The following is a 17,839-nucleotide window of genomic DNA, read 5'->3' as shown; positions in this document are numbered from 1 at the left end:
ACATTAAGATGCAGGCAGTTTTGCTGGCAGGCGGGCTTGGTACCAGACTGCGATCCGTAGTAAGTGACCGGCCAAAGCCTATGGCGCTGATAGAAGACAAGCCTTTTATGGAATATGTGGTGAAACAGCTTATCCGGTATGGCGTGACAGAGATTATCTTTGCAGTAGGATATAAAGGTTCTATGGTAGAAGATTATTTTGGAGATGGATCCCAGTGGGGAATCCGTGTTTCTTATGCTTACGAGGAGGAGCTGTTAGGAACGGCAGGAGCCATAAAAAATGCCGGAAAACAGGTGACAGAAGACATGTTTTTCGCCTTGAATGCAGATACCTTCTATCAGATCGACTGCAGCAGCTTTATGGAACTGATGGAGGAAAAGGACCTTGATATGGCTCTTGTTCTCCGGAAAGTTCCTGATGTATCCCGCTATGGACAGGCGGTGTTAGAAAACGGCCGTCTGACCGCCTTTGACGAAAAGGTGGAGGAGTCCAAAGAAGGAACCATCAACGGCGGATTTTATTTAATAAAACGCGCTCTTTTAGATACCATTCCGGAAGGAAAGGTATCCCTTGAGCATGATATGATTCCACTGTGGCTTTCGGAGGGAAGAAAGCTTGGCGGTCTGGTAAACGACGGGTATTTCATTGATATCGGAATCCCGGAAGATTATTACCGTTTCATGGAAGATGTAAAGGAAGGAAGGGTGATCATATGATAATCAGAGGACGTGCCCCCCTGCGTGTCAGCTTTGGAGGAGGAGGAACAGACGTTGCCCCCTTCTGTATCGAGCAGGGAGGAGCCATAATTGGCAGTACCATCAACAAATATGCATACTGCTCCATTGTTCCAAGACAAGATGACCAGATCATCGTTCATTCCCTGGATTTTGACATGACAGTCAAGTATAACACAAAAGAAAATTATGTATACGATGGACGGCTGGATCTTGTTACGGCTGCCTTAAAAGCAATGGATATCAAACAGGGCTGCGAAGTTTACTTACAGTGTGACGCACCTCCCGGATCTGGTCTTGGAACTTCTTCTACTGTGATGGTAGCACTATTAACTGCCATGGCGAGATGGAAAGGTGTAGAGCTTGACAGCTACGCCATGGCTGATCTTGCTTATCAGGTGGAGAGAGAGGACCTTAAGATTGACGGCGGATATCAGGATCAGTATGCCGCAACCTTCGGAGGTTTTAATTTTATAGAATTCCACGGACGCAATAACGTGGTAGTGAATCCCCTCAGAATTAAAAAGGAAATCATTCATGAACTGCAGTATAACCTTCTGCTTTGCTATACAGGAAACGTTCATGTATCTGCCAACATTATCAAGGATCAGGTCTCTAACTATGAGAAAAAGGATCCATTTGAGGCGATGTGTGAAGTGAAGGCCCTTGCTTATGCTATGAAGGATGAACTTTTAAAGGGCAACTTATACAGCTTTGGCAAGCTTCTGGATTATGGCTGGAAAAGCAAGAAGAGAATGAGCAGCAAGATTACCACCCCACAGATTGATGAACTCTATGAAGAGGCCTTAAAAGCCGGTGCACTGGGCGGAAAGCTTCTTGGAGCCGGCGGCGGCGGATTTTTACTGGTTTACTGTCCTTATAATGTACGCCATAAAGTGGCTGCAAGGATGGAAGCAGCGGGAGGACAGCTGACTGACTGGAATTTTGAGTTACGAGGCGCCCAAAGCTGGATAACCGATGAAGCAAGATGGGATTATCAGGACATCAAGGTTTCCATACCGGGTGGACAGTATAATTTTAATTTAAAATAAAGCGTGAAAAAACAGGCAGCAGAGGAAGGGATAAGAATGGATAAAATTGTTTTTTTAGATCGGGATGGGACTATCAATGAAGAAGTGGAATATTTACACAAACCCTCGGACCTAGTGATTCTTCCCGGTGTCTCTGCTGCATTAAAACGATTAAAGGAACAGGGCTTTCGTCTGGTTGTTGTGACCAATCAGGCGGGAGTTGCCAGAGGATATTACAGCGAGTCGGATGTAGAACAGTTGCATGAATACATGAACCGTCTTCTTGCAAAAGACGGAGCAGAGATAGACCGCTATTTTTACTGCCCTCATCATCCGGTTCATGGAATCGGAGAATATAAACAGTCCTGTCATTGCCGCAAACCGGATATCGGAATGTTTGAGATGGCAGAGAAGTTTTTTAAGGTGGATAAGTCCCATTCCTACATGATCGGAGACAAGCTTCTGGACACAGAGGCAGGGCGCAGATATGGAGTAAAATCTATTCTTGTAGGTACGGGATATGGAAAAGAATTATATAACGGCCTGGCGGAAGCAGAAAAAATGGAAGCATTCGATGCTTATGCAGAAGATATGACATCGGCAGCAGAATGGATCTTAAAAAGAGAAGGAGTGTGAGCTTGATGGAACCCATGAATTATTTGGAGGAGCTTCTTACACGTTATCCGGTATTAATCAGTGTTAAGGATGACATAAAGGAAGCTTATGAGCTTCTTGAGAACTGTTATAAAAACGGAGGAAAGCTTTTAATTGCCGGAAATGGTGGAAGCTGCGCGGACGCGGAGCACATCGTTGGTGAATTGATGAAAGGTTTCGTAAAACCCAGAGCAGTATCAGCAGAATTTGCAGAAAAGCTTACCGGGGCAGATTCAGTTCGCGGTAAGGAACTTGCAGATAAACTACAGGGAGGACTTCCAGCCATTGCCTTAACAGGCCACCCGGGACTCTCCACTGCTTATTTAAATGATGTAGACGGAAATCTTATCTATGCTCAGCAGACATACGGCTATGGAAAAGAGGGAGATGTTCTACTTGGTATTTCCACATCAGGAAATTCAAAAAATATTATGTATGCCATGACGGCAGCCAAGGCAATCGGTATGAAAACCATTGGCCTGACCGGAAGAGACGGCGGTGAGTTAAAAGAGACGGCTGACGTATCCATCGTGGTGCCAGAGAAAGAAACCTTTAAAATTCAGGAGCTTCATCTGCCAGTATATCATGCATTATGTCTGATGCTGGAAGAACGGTTTTTTTAATATTTACGGGAAAAGGAGGAAAATATGGAAGAGAGACAATGGATGGGTAAGGAAGCATTATGGAAAAACGAAGTCATTGCAGCTCTGCTTTTGATTTCCTTTGCTTTTTTCATTAACAGAGGCATTAAAATAAATGGGCTTTATATGGATGATCTCTATTTATGGTCCTGCTATGGGGAACAATCCTTTCGGCAGTTTGTAATTCCACTTGGAAGTACCCGGTTCCGCTTTGTTTATTACCTGGCGGCCTGGCTGGAAATGATGGCTCTCGGAAGTCATACGGAATGGTTTGTGCCCTTTAATATTTTGCTAAACAGCTGTATTGCGTATACCATATACCGTTTCGGAAAACGACTTTCCCATCGGTGGTTTGTTGGATTGGGCTGCGGAGTCTTATATCTTCTTTCCAGAATGTCTTACTATCAGATCAGCCAGGTATACGGTCTTATGGAAAGTATGGCTCTTTGGATGGCAATCGGAATCCTCTACTCTTTGTACCAGTATTTATCCGGAGAAGAGCAGAACGATCGATATATCTGGACAGCGGTGGGGCTGTATTTCAGCGTTTGCTTTGTCCATGAACGTTATATGGTTCTTCTTCCTTTGTTTTTCATTGCATTCCTAATGAAAAAGGAAAAAAAAGTTACCTATTGGCTTAGCATAACCGGAGCATTTCTGGCAGTTCAGTTTATCCGTTTTCTCACCATTGGAAGTATTTCTCCCGCTGGAACCGGAGGAACTACAGTAGCTGACACATTCAGTGTATCCCAAAGCATCCGATATGCGTTCAACCAGGTGCTTTATATATTTGGTATCAATGCAGGTCCTGATTATTTAAGTGGTTTAAGCTGGAGCCAGTCACCTTCCTGGGTACGGGTACTTGTTATGCTTGCCAATTTATCTCTTGTGATCATGATTGTGGGATTTCTGATCACGTTATTTAAAGACAGAGAGAAATTAAAAGTAAGGCTGCCGATTATTACATTATTCGTTGTTTTCATAGCCTTGTGCATTGGATCTTCAAGTGTTACCATCCGTGTGGAAACCAGATGGATCTACGTTTCAATGACTGCCGCATGGCTGTTTGCCGCTTATCTATGCGGAGAAACAGTACCGCTGAAAGAGGGACAGATACTTACTGCAAAACCTCTTTTATATTGCGGTCTTTTTGTGCTTTATGGACTTTTGATGCTTCCTGTTGAAAGCTTTTACCGGGGAGAATACCATAATCTTTACTACTGGTCCTCACAGCTGCGATACAATTCTCTGGCAGAAGAGACTTATGGAAAGTATGGGAACAATATATTCGGTAAAAAGATCTATATTATCGGCAATACTTATGAAATGAGTGATTTCACAGCCCGCACCTTTTTTAAGACCTTTGACAGCAAACGTCTGGCGGAAGGAACTGAAGTCATATTTATTGATTCCATCAGAGATATTGGTCTGGTTACTCCCAACATGCTGATACTGCGGGAGGATCCGGAGCACAATGCGTTCCAGGATGTGACTGCATTTGTAAAAGATCTGAAATTTCAGCGTGTTTACGGCAGCTACGAAGACGGCTGGCTTGATGAAGACGCAAAGATCAGAATCATGGCAGGCAAAGAGGGTAAGATCAAACTGAAGTTCTATTATCCTGGAGTGGTAACCGGATTGGAACACATCACCGTTACTGTAGAAGGAAAAGATAAAACGGTTGTTTCCATTGATTCCAGCACTGCGACTGCGCAGATTGATGTCCCTGCGTATAAGGTATCAGAATTAAGGTTTGAAAGTAACTTTTTTTACCAGGCAGCAACGGAACAGCGGAGCGATAAGCATCTGGCAGTCGTTGCTGAAATTACAGCCGATTAAGAGACAGAGGTGAAATGATGAAGCAAAAATACCTTTACTATACAGTCCCTCTTCTGGGAACCATATTCTGCCTCTGGTACATCTTTTCGGCAAGCTGCGACGGGATTTACTCAGACTATGTCCGTCTGGTAAACAGCTATCTTCCTGATGTGTTTGATCCAGGACACTTTTTCGTACCGGATATCCTGACGCGGATTCCGGTCAATTATGTGGCAAGAATTATAAATGTTACCTTTTTTAATTACAACATCATGTTTGACCGTGTACTGGGCGTACTGGCACTGGGACTTTCTGGTGCCGCCATTACTGCCTACTGCGTCCGAAAGAAGCTTTCTTTTGGCTGGTTTCTGGTGCTCATGGTTGTACTGTTTAGCCTGAATAAATGGGAGATGTTAAATAACGGAAGTGGATTTGCCCACTTTCTGTCATTTGCCCTTTTTTACTGGCATTATGAAGTTTTCGATCGGGTATGGAATGGGAGTGACCGGTTATACGACCGGATCTGCCTGATTGTAATCCCGTTTGCAACTACCCTTCTTGTGGCAGGACCGTATTGTGCGATCTATTCCGTTACCGTGCTTTTATCCTGTGGCATGTTGTTCTTTCATCAACGGAAAAAACGGGGAAGCTGGCCAGCCATTTACGGACTTAGTGCCCTGACTCCGTTTCTTTTGTATCTGTGGAGCAACAGTTATGCAGTGGAGGACCATGCGGCACCTGCAACTGTGTCGCTCCTTACCCAGCTTATGGACACTCCCGGATTTTTTGTCCGGTTTTTTGTCAAATCATTTTCTTCCATGGTAATTGAAGGAGAGAGGGCGGAAGAGATCTTTCGTACCAATGTTCCATTTCTGTTCCTGGGTCTTCTTGTGATTGCATTCTATTTGCTGGCACTGTGGTATAACTGGTATTACCGCCTTTATGAAGAAACGATTTTACCGGTGCTGTTAATTATATCGGGGGGATTGAATCATGTGCTGATCGTACTGTCCAGATGGATCTTTCTTCTGGAGAATTACGGTCTCAGCTCAAGGTATGCCCTCCAGTTTCAGACCGGTATACTTGGTATTATACTTACCTTTGCACTGCTTTTCAGAAAGAAGAGATACCGGGTTGGTTCGTCTGTAAAACTGGTGGCTGGAATTGCCTGTTTTGTATTTTTAGCAGGAAATTGTTATACCAATTATATTGAGATAAAAAAAGCCCCCTATAGGCTTGATGCTTATGAAAAACGGGCTGAAATGGCTTTGAAGTTTGAAGAACTGACTGACGATGAGCTCCGGGCTAATTTTGAATACCGGCCCAGCAGAGAGGACAGCGGACAGAAAGTTAGAAGTGCACTGACTATATTAAAAGAAAATGGTTACAGTGTATTTCGAGAGGGTAACCAGTAGCTAAGGAGCAAATATATGAATAAGACATTATCGGTGGTTGTATCCTGTTACAATGAAGAACTGGCTCTTGACCGGTTCTATGAGGAAACCGCCAGCATTTTGAAAAAACTAAACTGGAAATATGAACTTATCTTTGTAAACGACGGAAGCCAGGATCAGACCCTTTCTGTACTTACCCGACTGTCCCAGTCAGATGAAAGGGTAAAAGTAATAAGCTTTTCCAGAAATTTCGGACATGAAGCAGCCATGATTGCAGGACTGGATTACAGTCAGGGTGACGGAATTGTGTGTATGGATGCAGATTTACAGCACCCTCCGGAATATTTACCTGAGATTGTGAAAAAGCTGGAAGAGGGCTTCGATGTAATTAACATGGTCCGTACCAGAAATGAATCCGCTGGCTGGTTTAAAAATATTGCCTCCTCTGCATTCTACCGTCTGATCAATGTGCTTTCTGATGTGAAATTTGAGCCCAATGCTTCCGATTTTTTTGCGGTTTCAGGAAAAGCGGCAAAGGTGCTGAAAGACAACTACAGAGAAAAAGTTCGTTTTTTAAGAGGATACGTACAAAACATCGGTTACCCCAGAACCACAATCGAATATGAAGCAAGAACGAGAGTTGCAGGCGAAAGCAAATATAGCATAAAGAAATTAATCGCATTTTCTGTAAATACCATTATGTGTTTTTCCAATCTCCCTTTAAAACTCGGGATTTATGCTGGCTGCGGTGCAGGTATTCTGGGAATTATCATGATGATTTATACCATATGGAGTTGGGCAAGAGTGGGAACGCCCAGCGGGTATGCCACCATTATCGTTCTTATGTGCTTTATGTTTGCGGTCCTGTTTTTGATCGTTGGAATTATTGGAAATTATATTGCGATCCTGTTTGCGGAACTAAAGGACAGGCCAATTTATATTGTTGAAGAGACGAAAAACATTCATTAATTTCCAATTTGCACGTCTTACTGAAATTCTGTTGTTAGAAGGAAAACTGGCGGACTTGCAAAGGTCCATTTCTAATACGAAATTTCGTGAGCAACTCTACTCAATATATAAGTTATACAATTGAACATAGAATCAAAAAATAAGAGAGGCCTGGGATTTTCCATTCCCAAGCCTCTTCCTATATCATCATTTAATGTATTCCAGGCCCAATCTCTTTGCCCGGAGCAGTTTCACTTGCAGTTCCTGTATTACCTGAGCTCGTGTTACCTGACCCAGTAGAGTTATTTTGTGGTGTTGTATCAGGAGTAGCAGTTTGTGTTTCACCAGTAGTCTCCTGAGTAGTCTCAGCAGGAGTTAAGGTGCAGACACCGCTTGCATCAGCAGTATAGGAAACGCCATCAACCGCAAATGTTTCTGATACTTTCATCTTACCATCAGACGGATTTAAATAATACTGTTTGCCGTTAACGGTTATCATACCGGAAGCCATAGCCCCGCTATCTCCGAAATAATACCAGCTGCCGTCTACCTGTCTCCAGCCAACGGTCATCTTACCAGATGAGTTGCTTAAATAATACTTAGCGCCACGGTCATCAAGCCAACCAGAATGCATCTTACCGTCGCTCTCCATGTAATACCAGCTTCCGTCTGCATTGACCCATCCGCTGCTCATGCTGCCATTGGTATTAAAGTAATACCAGCTGTTATCCAGCTGCTTCCATCCAGAAGTGGCACTGCCATCTTCCGCCATGTAATATTTGGTAATTCCATCTGTATGCCAGCCTGTTACCATGGTACCGTCATTATTTAAATAATACCGTTTGTTATTCAAATCAAGCCAACCAGTTGACATAACACCACTGTCCTGTAAGAAATAACGCTTCCCGTTGAGATCCATCCATCCGGTCTTCATCTGCCCTGATGTGTCGCTCATGTAGTAATGCTGCCCGTTTAAATCGACCCATCCGGTAGCCATGGAACCGTCAGAATTTAAATAATATTTAGCACCATTGTCCAGAAGCCATCCGGTATTCATGGAGCCGCTTGCATTGAAGAAATACCATTTGTCAGAAAGCTGTTTCCAACCGGTGAACATCCGTCCATTGGTATCATCGAGATAGTAGCGCTGCCCATCCTTATCAAACCATCCGGTAGAAGCCTGTCCTTCATTATTCATATAAAACCAGCCCGTTCCATCATTGATCCAGGTATTCTTTTGCATGGCGTAATTCTGGTAATAGTAAGTCTTGTCTCCGATTTTTCTCCAAAGATTACCCGGAAGCTTCGGCGTTAAATCCTGATAAAGAAAATCAATATCCACATTTCCGTTAATTCCCTGAATCTGTCCGGTGCTGGTCACCTGCCACATAACCGGATTCTGGAACGTATGCTTTGCTTCATAACGGGCAACCCAGATGTCATATTTCATCTGAGATAAATCAATTTTATTTGTCAGCCAGTAATCGTTGGCATAGACAAGGGGATGATACCCGGCTTCTCTTATTCGGTCACAGAATGCATTGATGATCTGGCTTACCTGATAAGGCGGAAGAGTACCCAGTGTGGAACTGTCTTCTGCATCAAAGGCAATAGGAAAAGAAATGGGATAATCTTTAACTAAATCCAGGACAAAATCTGCCTCTGCTCTTGCCATATCTGTAGTGGTAGCCAGAGAATAGATATAGGCGCCTACCTTCAGTCCAGCTGCTGAGGCACCCTGTACATTTGTGTGAAAATTAGGATCAATCACACCTTTGGAACGGGTCCCAAGCATTACGAAACTGACATCATTGGCAGCAACCGCTGTCCAGTCCACATTTCCCTGCCAGCGGGATACATCAATTCCTCTGGCAATTGCTTCTTTAATCACTGTGCCGTCTTTTAACTGATAATAACCATTAACCCGTTCATACGGTGCTGCCTGAGTGTTCATAGCCGGATATAATCCGGCCGACATGCCGATCAAAACGCTGAGTGCAGCTGTGGCAAAACGCATGCTGATTTTCGTGTGTCTCAATGTAATATCCTCCTTTGTTCCTTAAGTATTAATAATACAATCATATATGTACATAAAAAGACCAAAAAAATAAGTGCGGGCATCTGCGGAAAAGTGCAGATACCCACACAGAAAAAACGGTTATGATCAACCTGGTCCGCTGGTTAATCCAGGTGATAACTGATAGGTACCGCTTCCGGAGGAATTAGATGTTCCACCTGGCGTATCATTGGACTGACTGGTAGGAGGGCTAGTTAAATTATTCGCTCCAGTCGATGACCCGCCTGGTCCTCCGGAATTCGTCGTAGAAGAACTTCCTGGGGCACTGCTGTTGCTGTCGGTGCCTCCGGGAGTATTGCTGTTAGAAGATCCCGTTGGTGTTCCGGATGAGCCGTTTTGATATGCTCCGTTGGAAGCAAAGCTATAGCTCTTTCCATCTATTGTGAGTGTGGTATTTGCTGCCATCTTTCCAGTTGAAGGATCCAGATAATAATAAACACCTGAAAGCTGAATCCAACCGGTAGTCATATGTCCTGAGTCTCCGAAATAATAGTAGGCTCCTTCAATCTGCTTCCAGCCATGAGCCATCTTACCATTGCTGGTATCCATATAGTACTTATTGGTACCGTCGCTGAGCCAACCGGTCATCATCTTACCTAATACTGATTTGGAATCGGCATTCAGATAATAGTAGGCGTTGTCAATCTGTTTCCAGCCGGTTATCATCTTTCCGTCAGAACCGAAATAAAACCAGTCATTACCAACCTGTCCCCAACCGATGACGCAGGTGCCGTCTTCCTTAAAATAGAACCAGCCGTTATCCATCTCTCTCCAGCCGGTAGCCATGGAACCGTCACCCTTCATATAGTAGTAACTGTTACCTATTTTAAGCCATCCTTTTACAAGAACTCCGGTATCGTCCATGAGATAATAATACTTTCCGTTGTCCTTGATCCACTTGGTAGCCATAGATCCATTAGAATGGAAATAATACCAGTTTCCGTTAATCTGCTTCCATCCGGCCGCCATGATACCGGTAGTTAAATCAAGATAATAAAACGTGCCGTCAGATGTCTTAACCCAGCCTTTATGAACAGATCCATCTGCATCTAGATATTTCCACTGAGAACCTTCCTTAACCCAGCCTGTCGCAGCCCAGGCTGTATTAGCTGGTATCAAAGCTGCGGTTCCTATCAGTCCTGCAAGCAGCAGAGCCGCTGTTTTCTTTCCGTATCGCATACCGTTCTCTTCCTCCTGTTCCAGCTATTTCTAAATTACACATATAGACATTATAACATAGTGCTAATCATAATACCTAAACATTTTATTACGATTTGCAGACAAATTTCCAAAAATGTCAAATATTCGGAAGCTCCATACATTTCTTATAATATGTTTTTGCATATCGATACATAATTATGGTGTATTCGCCAAATTCCTCTCCCAGAAATGCCTTATAAATAGCCCAGAGACTCCACAAAAAGCCACCCAGAGCCATGTAAGCATAAACCGTATAGCGTTCTTCCGTGGTTGGAGTGCGCTTTAAATATATTTCAATCAGCCGGTCAGTTTCTTCTTCATTATAATAGGAATAGATTGCACACATGGATATATCAACAAGTGGATCACACATACCCGCATACTCCCAGTCGATGAGACGAACGGTTCCATTGGGAAGCATTAAGAAGTTGTCCACTACCGTATCCAGATGAGACAGAACTTTTTTATGTCCCAGTTTCTCTAATTTATTTAACAGCTCACACATCTGGCTACGGACATCTGAATAATCCTCAAAGGGAATTGGTCCATATTTTCTGCAGAGGTTTTCATAAAAAGCAATCCGTTCCTGGAAATCAAAGGTATGAGATACCTCAATTCCAGATTTATGAAATTCCCGTACAAGAGCCATACAGCGTTCAATCTCCTCAAGGCTATTGGGGTTGGCATTGTGAGCACCTTCATAATATTCTGCAATTTTATACCCTGACTCACCATTAAAATAGATAACCTTCTCTGTAATATCATATTGAGATAACGCATCATAAACGGCCTTTTCCTGCTGTCTGTTAATCAGCAGCTCCGTGCCGGGACCGGGAATTCTGCAGATATAATGACGGTCTTTAATCTTAAACAGGAAGGATTTGTTGGTCATACCTGCTTTTAAACATCTGATCTCTGTGATATCAGATTCAGGAACAGAGAAAACCTCGGAGACCAGCTCCAGAGCTTCATTGTCAGAGCGGTGCTGATACTTGATATCGAACCGGCGCAGCTCTTCCAGATTTTCAAATTCATAAACTTCGTCAGCTGGTCTTCGGTTGATATACAGCTCAATTTCACGTCCTGTTTCAGAAAATTCAGGAAGTCGTTTTGCGGTTTCACCTGAGAGCATCTCCATTAAGACATTTTCCCAATAAAACTGTTCGGTTCCGGGAATCTCATAATAAGCTTCCAGTACAGGCAGAAACTGGACTGAGAAGGATTTGGAGAAAAAGACAGGGCCGTACATTACCCATTTGTCCTGCCCGCCAACTGTCACATTCAAAATGCGTCCCTTCTTATTATAATCAAAACACCATTCAGAAGTTTCCCCTTCCATATAAGAGGAGGAGTACCAGGCGCCTCCTTCGTAGGCGTGATACATATTATGGCGCATCCAGTTGTCAGAGGATAGGAGGTACATATTTCTGTTTTTGAATAACTCCCTGGCGTGGTAAATGGTAGCCAGAGTATTCTTTTTAGCGTATTCAGGATTATAAAGAAGCTTAACCTTATATTTATCTATAAGGTACTCGAATTTCTCTTTCAGGTATCCGACTACAATTGTGATGTCATAGATACCAGATTCATGAAGCTGACGGATCTGGCGTTCGATCATGCGCTCACCGAATACTTCTAAGAGTCCTTTTGGCGTTTCAAAGGTCAGCGGAACAAAACGGGATCCGAAGCCGGCAGCAATGATTACGGCGCCATCAACTTTATGTTCATTCAGAAGTGCTTTTCCGGCAGGAAGGAGTTCGTAGGATTCATTCATCTTACCAGTTGCGATTAATCCTTTTTCGATACAGTCCTTAACCAGACTGTTTGCCGTACCAAGTGAAACCATAAGTTCCTGTGATATCTCTCTTTGTGTGACTGCCGGATTTTCCAGAATCAGACGGCAGATAATAACATTACGATTCATAGTAATATAACCTCCACATATATTAAATTGGATATAATCTGATGTTCAAAATTATAATAGTGTAAATTTATATGAACATTATACCATTGAACTGGTAAAAATCAATAGATGATTCACGTTGCGGAAATTGTAGAAAATGCAGATAAAATAAGGATTTTGGCTTCAAATTGGGCTTGTGTATTTTTAAAAAACAATTTACCCTAAAAAATGCCATTCTGTAATAATTCTGTAAGAAATTGAACAGATAAATGTTATAGCATTTTTACAAAAAATGTATTATAATGTTCCATGTGATGGAGGAATTGATAGCTTCTTCCGGAATTGTTAATATTTTTTTGAATATGCAAATTATGCAAAAAAAGTAAAAAAAGTATTGATAATTTCCATTATAGGAAGTATAATTACCTCGTAATGCTATTAGGAATTTCAGAAAGTATTTCAAAAAGAAAAAAGGAGAGTGCATTAATTATGAGAAAGCAGACTAAATTAGTTGCTGTTTTATCTACAGCAGCACTGCTGGCATTAGGCGCTTCCATGTCCTCTTTCGCAGCTACTGGCTGGCAGGAAGAAAATGGTACATGGGTGTACTATGACAAGAGCGGAGACAAAGAAACAGAGAAGTGGGAAAAATCTGGTGACAACTGGTTCTACTTAAATGATGATGGCGAGATGGCTACCGATCTGGTCGTTGAGTTCAAAGACAACTTCTATTATGTAGATGAAAATGGCGCTATGGTAACTAATAAATGGGTTTCTGTAGAGAATGAAGATTATGACGGCGAAGATGAGCCGGCTAACTATTGGTATTATTTTGGATCCAATGGTAAGGCTTATACTGGTAGCAGTGAAAAAGCTTCCTTCAAAACAGTCAATGGCAAGAAGTACACCTTTGATGAAGATGGCAAGATGCAGTATGGCTGGCTTGATGAGAATGGTAAGAGAAACACAGCTGATGATGCATGGAAGACTGCTGATTATTACTGTGGAGACGAGAACGATGGTTCACAGTCTATTGGCTGGAAGTTCCTTACAGTCACTGATGAAGATTATGATGTAGATACTGTTGCACCTAACTTCTCAAGCGGAAATGTATTTGATGATGAAGATCAGACTCGTTGGTTCTACTTCAAATCTAATGGTAAAAAGGTATCTAATGAAGATGGAGAAGGCATTAACGGTAAGAAATACAGCTTCGATGTTTATGGCAGAATGAATGCTGAATGGGTTACTAAGAAAGATGCAACTCCTGGTACAGCAACTACTAGTGAGTGGAGATATTTCAATTCCATTGAAGATGGAGCTAGAGTTACTAAGGGTTGGTTTAAGGTAGTACCTGATAAACTTCTTGATACAGATGATTACAATGATGATTCAGATGCTTGGTTCTATGCAGATGGTAAGGGTTCTATTATCGCTAACAAGATCAAAGAAATCAATGGTAAGAGATATGCGTTTGATGAGAAGGGCAGAATGAAGGATGGCTTCAGACTGATCAAATTAGGCGCTAGCTCTACTGAAATCGCAGAAATTCGTGGGCTTGATGGCAAAATTGACGATGATTCTAGTAAGACATTAGTTGATACTAAGGATGATTTCTATGCTAATATCAATGCTTGGTTAGTAAAAGGATATAAGCTGTATAATTTTGGCAGTGGCGATGACGGATCTATGAAAACTGGTAAGCAGACTCTTTCTATTGATGGTGAGAGCTTTACCTTTAGCTTAGCTAAATCTGGTGCTTCCAGAGGAGCAGGTAAAAACGAAATTGATAAAGATAAGGTTTACATGGGTGGTATGCTGTTAAAGGCTGAAAAGGATGATAAGTATGCAGTAGTTATGGTTGTTACTGGTGCTGATGGTAAAGATTACTACTCAATTATGGATTCTGAGACATTTATTCGCACTTATACTAAAGAAGATACAACAAAGGATAATGAGAGCGCAGCATATGTTATTGATGCAGATAAGGCAGATGGTGCTAAATTTAAGTTAATCAATACTGCTGGTTCTATTCAGACTACCAAGTCAGCTGCAAAAGATGGCGAAGACAACTATTTCCAGGTTAAATCCGAAAATATTGAGAGAATTTATACTAAGAAATAATTCGGTTTTATGGCTCTTTGTCAACTGTTGGGGTGGGATTCATATGAATCCCGCCCCTTTCTTGCGTTTAGAGCTATTTCAATGGTTCATTCTACTGTATGCTGTTTTGGGCATGCAAAATAGGCCTCCATATCCCGACCACTTTTCCTATGATGTACAATGAAGTATCCGTGTACGAAACCGGTTAAAGTTCCGGATTCCATAAGAACTTCGTTTTAATACTTTAACCTTATTATTAAATCCTTCTGTGACACCGTTTGTAATGCCATATTTGAAGGCATTTAAGATTTCTTTTCTCCAGGACTGAAACGTTTTTGCACATTTTTCGAATTCTTTAATATCGCATCCTCTTGTATTAGAAATCCAATCATCGAATTCCTGCTGTAGCTTACGATAGGACTCTAGCTGGCTAATGTCATAAAACCATACTTTCATCATGTGTGCCAACCGTAGGTCATCACTATACTGGAGCATCAGATCACAGGCCTGTTTGTTCTCATCTTTCTATAGTGGGTCAAAATCAGTTCCCGGCTTCGTTTATAGTATTTACGAAGAGAAAACCGCATGGATTTCTGGAGCCGTTTGCGAACATTTTCGATAGCTCATGTGACCTGACGAATAAAATGATACTTGTCCACAATAATCTTTGCATTTGGAAAGAAGGTCCTAGCCAGTTCCACATAGATAAGCCACATGTCACAGACAAAGAATTTTACTCTCAACCTTTCCTTTCTGGTGATGCTGCTCCAGTAATCAGCCAGATGGGACTGAGCGCGGTCTGGAAGAATATCCTGAATCTGGTGTTTATTAGGATCAACTAGTATACACTGATATTTCTCAGTTGACGCTTCGCCTTTTAATTCATTAATAGAAACGGTCTCAGGAAGCTTATCTGGGGTGAATAATGGATGGCAATCCAAAAGTCTGCAGATCGCTGGGACGGAAACCCCAGTAAGGATTGAAAACTGCTTGAGAGGAAAGGTCTGTGGTAGGAGAGATATAACATAATAAGCCAGTCTCCTTGTTCTGCGGTGATAGGAAGGTACATAAATAACGTTGTTATCTTAGGACCAGAATAACATTTTAAGCTTTAAAAGGAGTGTTACCAATATCCTGGACTCCATAGTTGTGAACTCTTTTTGTTTTACAGCCACGACAAGGACAGGTCTGCTCAGAAGCTCTGGTTTCAATGAAAACCTTTAAAAAAGAATCTGCCTGAATTACTTTTTTTACAAAAACATCTTTCAAGTATAACAATGCCTTGCTATAATTAGGGTACAAAAAAATGTTTTACATATCTTAGTATTTTATGAGAGTAAGATGATATTCTCAATAGGAGTTGTTAAATATTAACTAAGAAACTCATAAAAGATTCGGTTATGAGAATCGGGGTTGCATTTTCATCTAGTATTACGTATAATAAGAAACGTTAGGACTATTTTGTTTAATATATATTAAGTCTTCGTTAGAAAGGCTGGATACGAGAGGTTGTATCAAATGAAAATAATATATGAAAAGTCACGTTTTTTAGCGTTGATAGTGGGAATATACGTGTTGGCTATTGGTATAGGAACTCCGCTAATAATAAGAAATGGATATTTTGATATATTAGTTGTTAAATACTACTATTATTGCTTTTGCACTATTCTATTGGCTATTGTTATTATATTATATGGTTTAACTGCTGGAAGAGGATGCGTTAGTTTATATTTAAATGATAGCACAACAAAAGAAAAATATGTAAAACTTTCGGTTGCGGATGTTAGCTTATTGATATTTTATTTTAATGCAGTTTTATCTACGTTTACATCAAGCTATTTGTATGAATCTTTTTGGGGAAATGAAGGAAGATATACAGGATTATTCTTAATAACCTGGTATATATTATCATACTTTTTAATAAGCAGATTCTGGATTTTTAAATCGTATTTTATTGACTTAATATTAGGCACCGGAGTTTTAGTCTGTTTATTTGGAATTACAGATTATTTTAAATTAGATATTTTTAAATTTAAAGTGCTAATGTTAGATGAACAGAGAGCTATATTTACCTCTACTATTGGGAATATTAATACTTATACAGCATATGTTGGAATAATTGTGGCTATTTCGGCTGTTCTTTATGCGACTAGTAAAGAAAAAAAACTTATAACTGTTTATTATATATGTTTGATAATAAGCTTTATTGCTATTGTTATGGGGGCTAGTGATAACGCGTATCTCTCATTACTTGCTTTATTTGTCTTTTTGCCTTTTTATTTATTTGAAAATAGATTAGGCGTGCGAAAATATTTAACCATTTTAGCTACTTTTTTATCAGTTGTTCAAGGGATTGACTGGTTAAATAAAACACTTCCCAATAAAGTTTTAGGGGTTGATGGTGTTTTTAATGTCATTACAATGGGTGGTTTGTTAATATATCTTATAGTAGGTCTGTGGGTAACTATATTTCTATTGGTCTATATGAAAAAGAAAAAATCGGAACTAGAGTTTAATTGCAAGTTCCGTAGAATATGGTTGTTATTTGTCTGCATTGGCCTATTAATCGTCTTATTCCTCTTAGTTGATTGTAATTTTGCAGGTCATGCTAATCGATATGGAAGAATTAGCAGCTATTTTCAGCTTAATGATAATTGGGGGACGCATAGAGGGTTTATATGGAGAAAATCATTTGAACGTTATAAGGAATTACCTATTTGGAAAAAAATTGTAGGATATGGTCCTGAAACTTTTGGTATATTAATGTTGGAAAGATTTAAAAATAACCCATATAATGAAATATTTGATAGTGCCCACAATGAATATTTGCATATCTTGATAACTATGGGTGTTGCGGGATTGGTTTCTTATTTAGTATTTATCTTTGGTCTTATTAAGGACTGTTGCACTAAGAATAGCAAAAATCCTTATATTATGGCGGTTGCTTTTGGGGTGATATGTTATACTGTACAAGCATTTGTAAATTTGAATCTTCCTATAGTGACTCCTATTTTTTGGCTGTTGGCTGGACTAGGAGCATCAAAATTCCACCACGAGAGTAATACAAGTATATAAAATAAATAATATAATTAAATGCACTTCATCTGACCGGAAAATGCCAAAAAAATTATCGGTTAGATGAAGTGTTTTTTTGATAGGTAAAATATTCATAAATTCTTAAATATTAACAGTGCTTTTTGTAATGAAGAAGATTGTACTTACAACAACTTATATGGTATACTAATATGGCTTAAATAATTACAAAAATTTATACTCTTGATAATTAGAGATGTAACAGTGTATGAAGCATAATGGAACATTATTATTAATTTCCAG

12 protein-coding genes and 1 pseudogene are annotated in these 17,839 nt (G+C 40.6%); 9 read left to right on the top strand and 4 right to left on the bottom strand.

Annotated features, from left to right (window positions below):
- The first annotated feature begins 8 nt into the window (after window positions 1–8).
- From ACOAOT_RS18340 to ACOAOT_RS18310, 7 genes are read left to right on the top strand one after another with little or no spacing between them, the layout of a single operon-like run.
- Window positions 9–716 carry a nucleotidyltransferase family protein gene (locus tag ACOAOT_RS18340; protein ID WP_420218287.1) on the top strand — a complete coding sequence of 236 codons (708 nt, stop codon included), beginning with the start codon at window positions 9–11 and terminating at the stop codon, window positions 714–716.
- Complete coding sequence (locus tag ACOAOT_RS18335) at window positions 713–1,786, top strand: GHMP family kinase ATP-binding protein (RefSeq protein WP_420218286.1); 1,074 nt, start codon at window positions 713–715, stop codon at window positions 1,784–1,786. The genes ACOAOT_RS18340 and ACOAOT_RS18335 overlap by 4 nt, the downstream gene beginning before the upstream one ends.
- A gap of 36 nt (window positions 1,787–1,822) precedes the next feature.
- Complete coding sequence (gene gmhB, locus ACOAOT_RS18330) at window positions 1,823–2,401, top strand: D-glycero-beta-D-manno-heptose 1,7-bisphosphate 7-phosphatase (protein ID WP_420218285.1); 579 nt, start codon at window positions 1,823–1,825, stop codon at window positions 2,399–2,401.
- 5 nt (window positions 2,402–2,406) lie between these two features.
- A complete protein-coding gene (locus tag ACOAOT_RS18325) occupies window positions 2,407–3,042 on the top strand; it encodes a D-sedoheptulose-7-phosphate isomerase (protein WP_420218284.1) in 636 nt (211 codons plus the stop codon).
- A gap of 24 nt (window positions 3,043–3,066) precedes the next feature.
- On the top strand, window positions 3,067–4,899 hold the full coding sequence (locus ACOAOT_RS18320) for a hypothetical protein (protein ID WP_420218283.1): 1,833 nt from the start codon (window positions 3,067–3,069) through the stop codon (window positions 4,897–4,899).
- 17 nt (window positions 4,900–4,916) lie between these two features.
- A complete protein-coding gene (locus tag ACOAOT_RS18315; protein ID WP_420219450.1) occupies window positions 4,917–6,293 on the top strand; it encodes a hypothetical protein in 1,377 nt (458 codons plus the stop codon).
- A 15-nt stretch (window positions 6,294–6,308) separates the two neighbouring features.
- Window positions 6,309–7,241, top strand: coding sequence for a glycosyltransferase family 2 protein (locus ACOAOT_RS18310; protein WP_420218282.1), 933 nt, complete (start codon window positions 6,309–6,311; stop codon window positions 7,239–7,241).
- Window positions 7,242–7,431: 190 nt separating this feature from the next.
- Here the strand turns inward: ACOAOT_RS18310 and ACOAOT_RS18305 are convergent, their stop codons facing one another.
- The 3 genes from ACOAOT_RS18305 to ACOAOT_RS18295 form a co-directional block, all read right to left on the bottom strand.
- Window positions 7,432–9,258, bottom strand: a complete 1,827-nt coding sequence (locus ACOAOT_RS18305) for a GH25 family lysozyme (protein WP_420218281.1) — start codon at window positions 9,256–9,258, stop codon at window positions 7,432–7,434.
- 126 nt (window positions 9,259–9,384) lie between these two features.
- Window positions 9,385–10,476 (bottom strand): PspC-like choline-binding domain-containing protein, encoded by a 1,092-nt coding sequence (locus tag ACOAOT_RS18300; RefSeq protein WP_420218280.1) that lies wholly within the window; start codon window positions 10,474–10,476, stop codon window positions 9,385–9,387.
- A gap of 118 nt (window positions 10,477–10,594) precedes the next feature.
- Window positions 10,595–12,421: a phosphotransferase gene (locus ACOAOT_RS18295; RefSeq protein WP_420218279.1), complete on the bottom strand. Its 1,827-nt coding sequence runs from the start codon at window positions 12,419–12,421 to the stop codon at window positions 10,595–10,597.
- Window positions 12,422–12,889: 468 nt separating this feature from the next.
- Between ACOAOT_RS18295 and ACOAOT_RS18290 the strand changes: the two genes are divergently transcribed.
- Complete coding sequence (locus ACOAOT_RS18290; protein WP_420218278.1) at window positions 12,890–14,524, top strand: PspC-like choline-binding domain-containing protein; 1,635 nt, start codon at window positions 12,890–12,892, stop codon at window positions 14,522–14,524.
- A 147-nt stretch (window positions 14,525–14,671) separates the two neighbouring features.
- On the opposite strand, the pseudogene ACOAOT_RS18285 reads toward ACOAOT_RS18290, so the two are convergent.
- Window positions 14,672–15,805 (bottom strand): annotated as a pseudogene (locus ACOAOT_RS18285) (ISL3 family transposase).
- A gap of 216 nt (window positions 15,806–16,021) precedes the next feature.
- Between ACOAOT_RS18285 and ACOAOT_RS18280 the strand changes: the two are divergent.
- Complete coding sequence (locus tag ACOAOT_RS18280) at window positions 16,022–17,578, top strand: O-antigen ligase family protein (protein ID WP_420218277.1); 1,557 nt, start codon at window positions 16,022–16,024, stop codon at window positions 17,576–17,578.
- The last annotated feature ends 261 nt before the right edge of the window (window positions 17,579–17,839 follow it).

The organism is Lacrimispora struthionigena (assembly GCF_048627165.1).
Taxonomy (GTDB): Bacteria; Bacillota; Clostridia; order Lachnospirales; family Lachnospiraceae; genus Lacrimispora.
The sequence above is the reverse complement of the archived record's forward strand: the minus strand, read 5'-3'. Positions and strand labels throughout refer to the sequence as shown.

Excerpts from the sequence above, each read along its gene's own strand:
- ACOAOT_RS18320 (WP_420218283.1), top strand. The coding sequence starts at position 3,067 with ATGGAAGAGAGACAATGGATGGGTAAGGAAGCATTATGGAAAAACGAA.
- ACOAOT_RS18280 (WP_420218277.1), top strand. The coding sequence starts at position 16,022 with ATGAAAATAATATATGAAAAGTCACGTTTTTTAGCGTTGATAGTGGGA.
- ACOAOT_RS18325 (WP_420218284.1), top strand. The coding sequence starts at position 2,407 with ATGGAACCCATGAATTATTTGGAGGAGCTTCTTACACGTTATCCGGTA.
- ACOAOT_RS18315 (WP_420219450.1), top strand. The coding sequence starts at position 4,917 with ATGAAGCAAAAATACCTTTACTATACAGTCCCTCTTCTGGGAACCATA.
- ACOAOT_RS18310 (WP_420218282.1), top strand. The coding sequence starts at position 6,309 with ATGAATAAGACATTATCGGTGGTTGTATCCTGTTACAATGAAGAACTG.
- ACOAOT_RS18335 (WP_420218286.1), top strand. The coding sequence starts at position 713 with ATGATAATCAGAGGACGTGCCCCCCTGCGTGTCAGCTTTGGAGGAGGA.
- ACOAOT_RS18340 (WP_420218287.1), top strand. The coding sequence starts at position 9 with ATGCAGGCAGTTTTGCTGGCAGGCGGGCTTGGTACCAGACTGCGATCC.
- ACOAOT_RS18300 (WP_420218280.1), bottom strand. The coding sequence starts at position 10,476 with ATGCGATACGGAAAGAAAACAGCGGCTCTGCTGCTTGCAGGACTGATA.
- ACOAOT_RS18295 (WP_420218279.1), bottom strand. The coding sequence starts at position 12,421 with ATGAATCGTAATGTTATTATCTGCCGTCTGATTCTGGAAAATCCGGCA.
- gmhB (WP_420218285.1), top strand. The coding sequence starts at position 1,823 with ATGGATAAAATTGTTTTTTTAGATCGGGATGGGACTATCAATGAAGAA.
- ACOAOT_RS18290 (WP_420218278.1), top strand. The coding sequence starts at position 12,890 with ATGAGAAAGCAGACTAAATTAGTTGCTGTTTTATCTACAGCAGCACTG.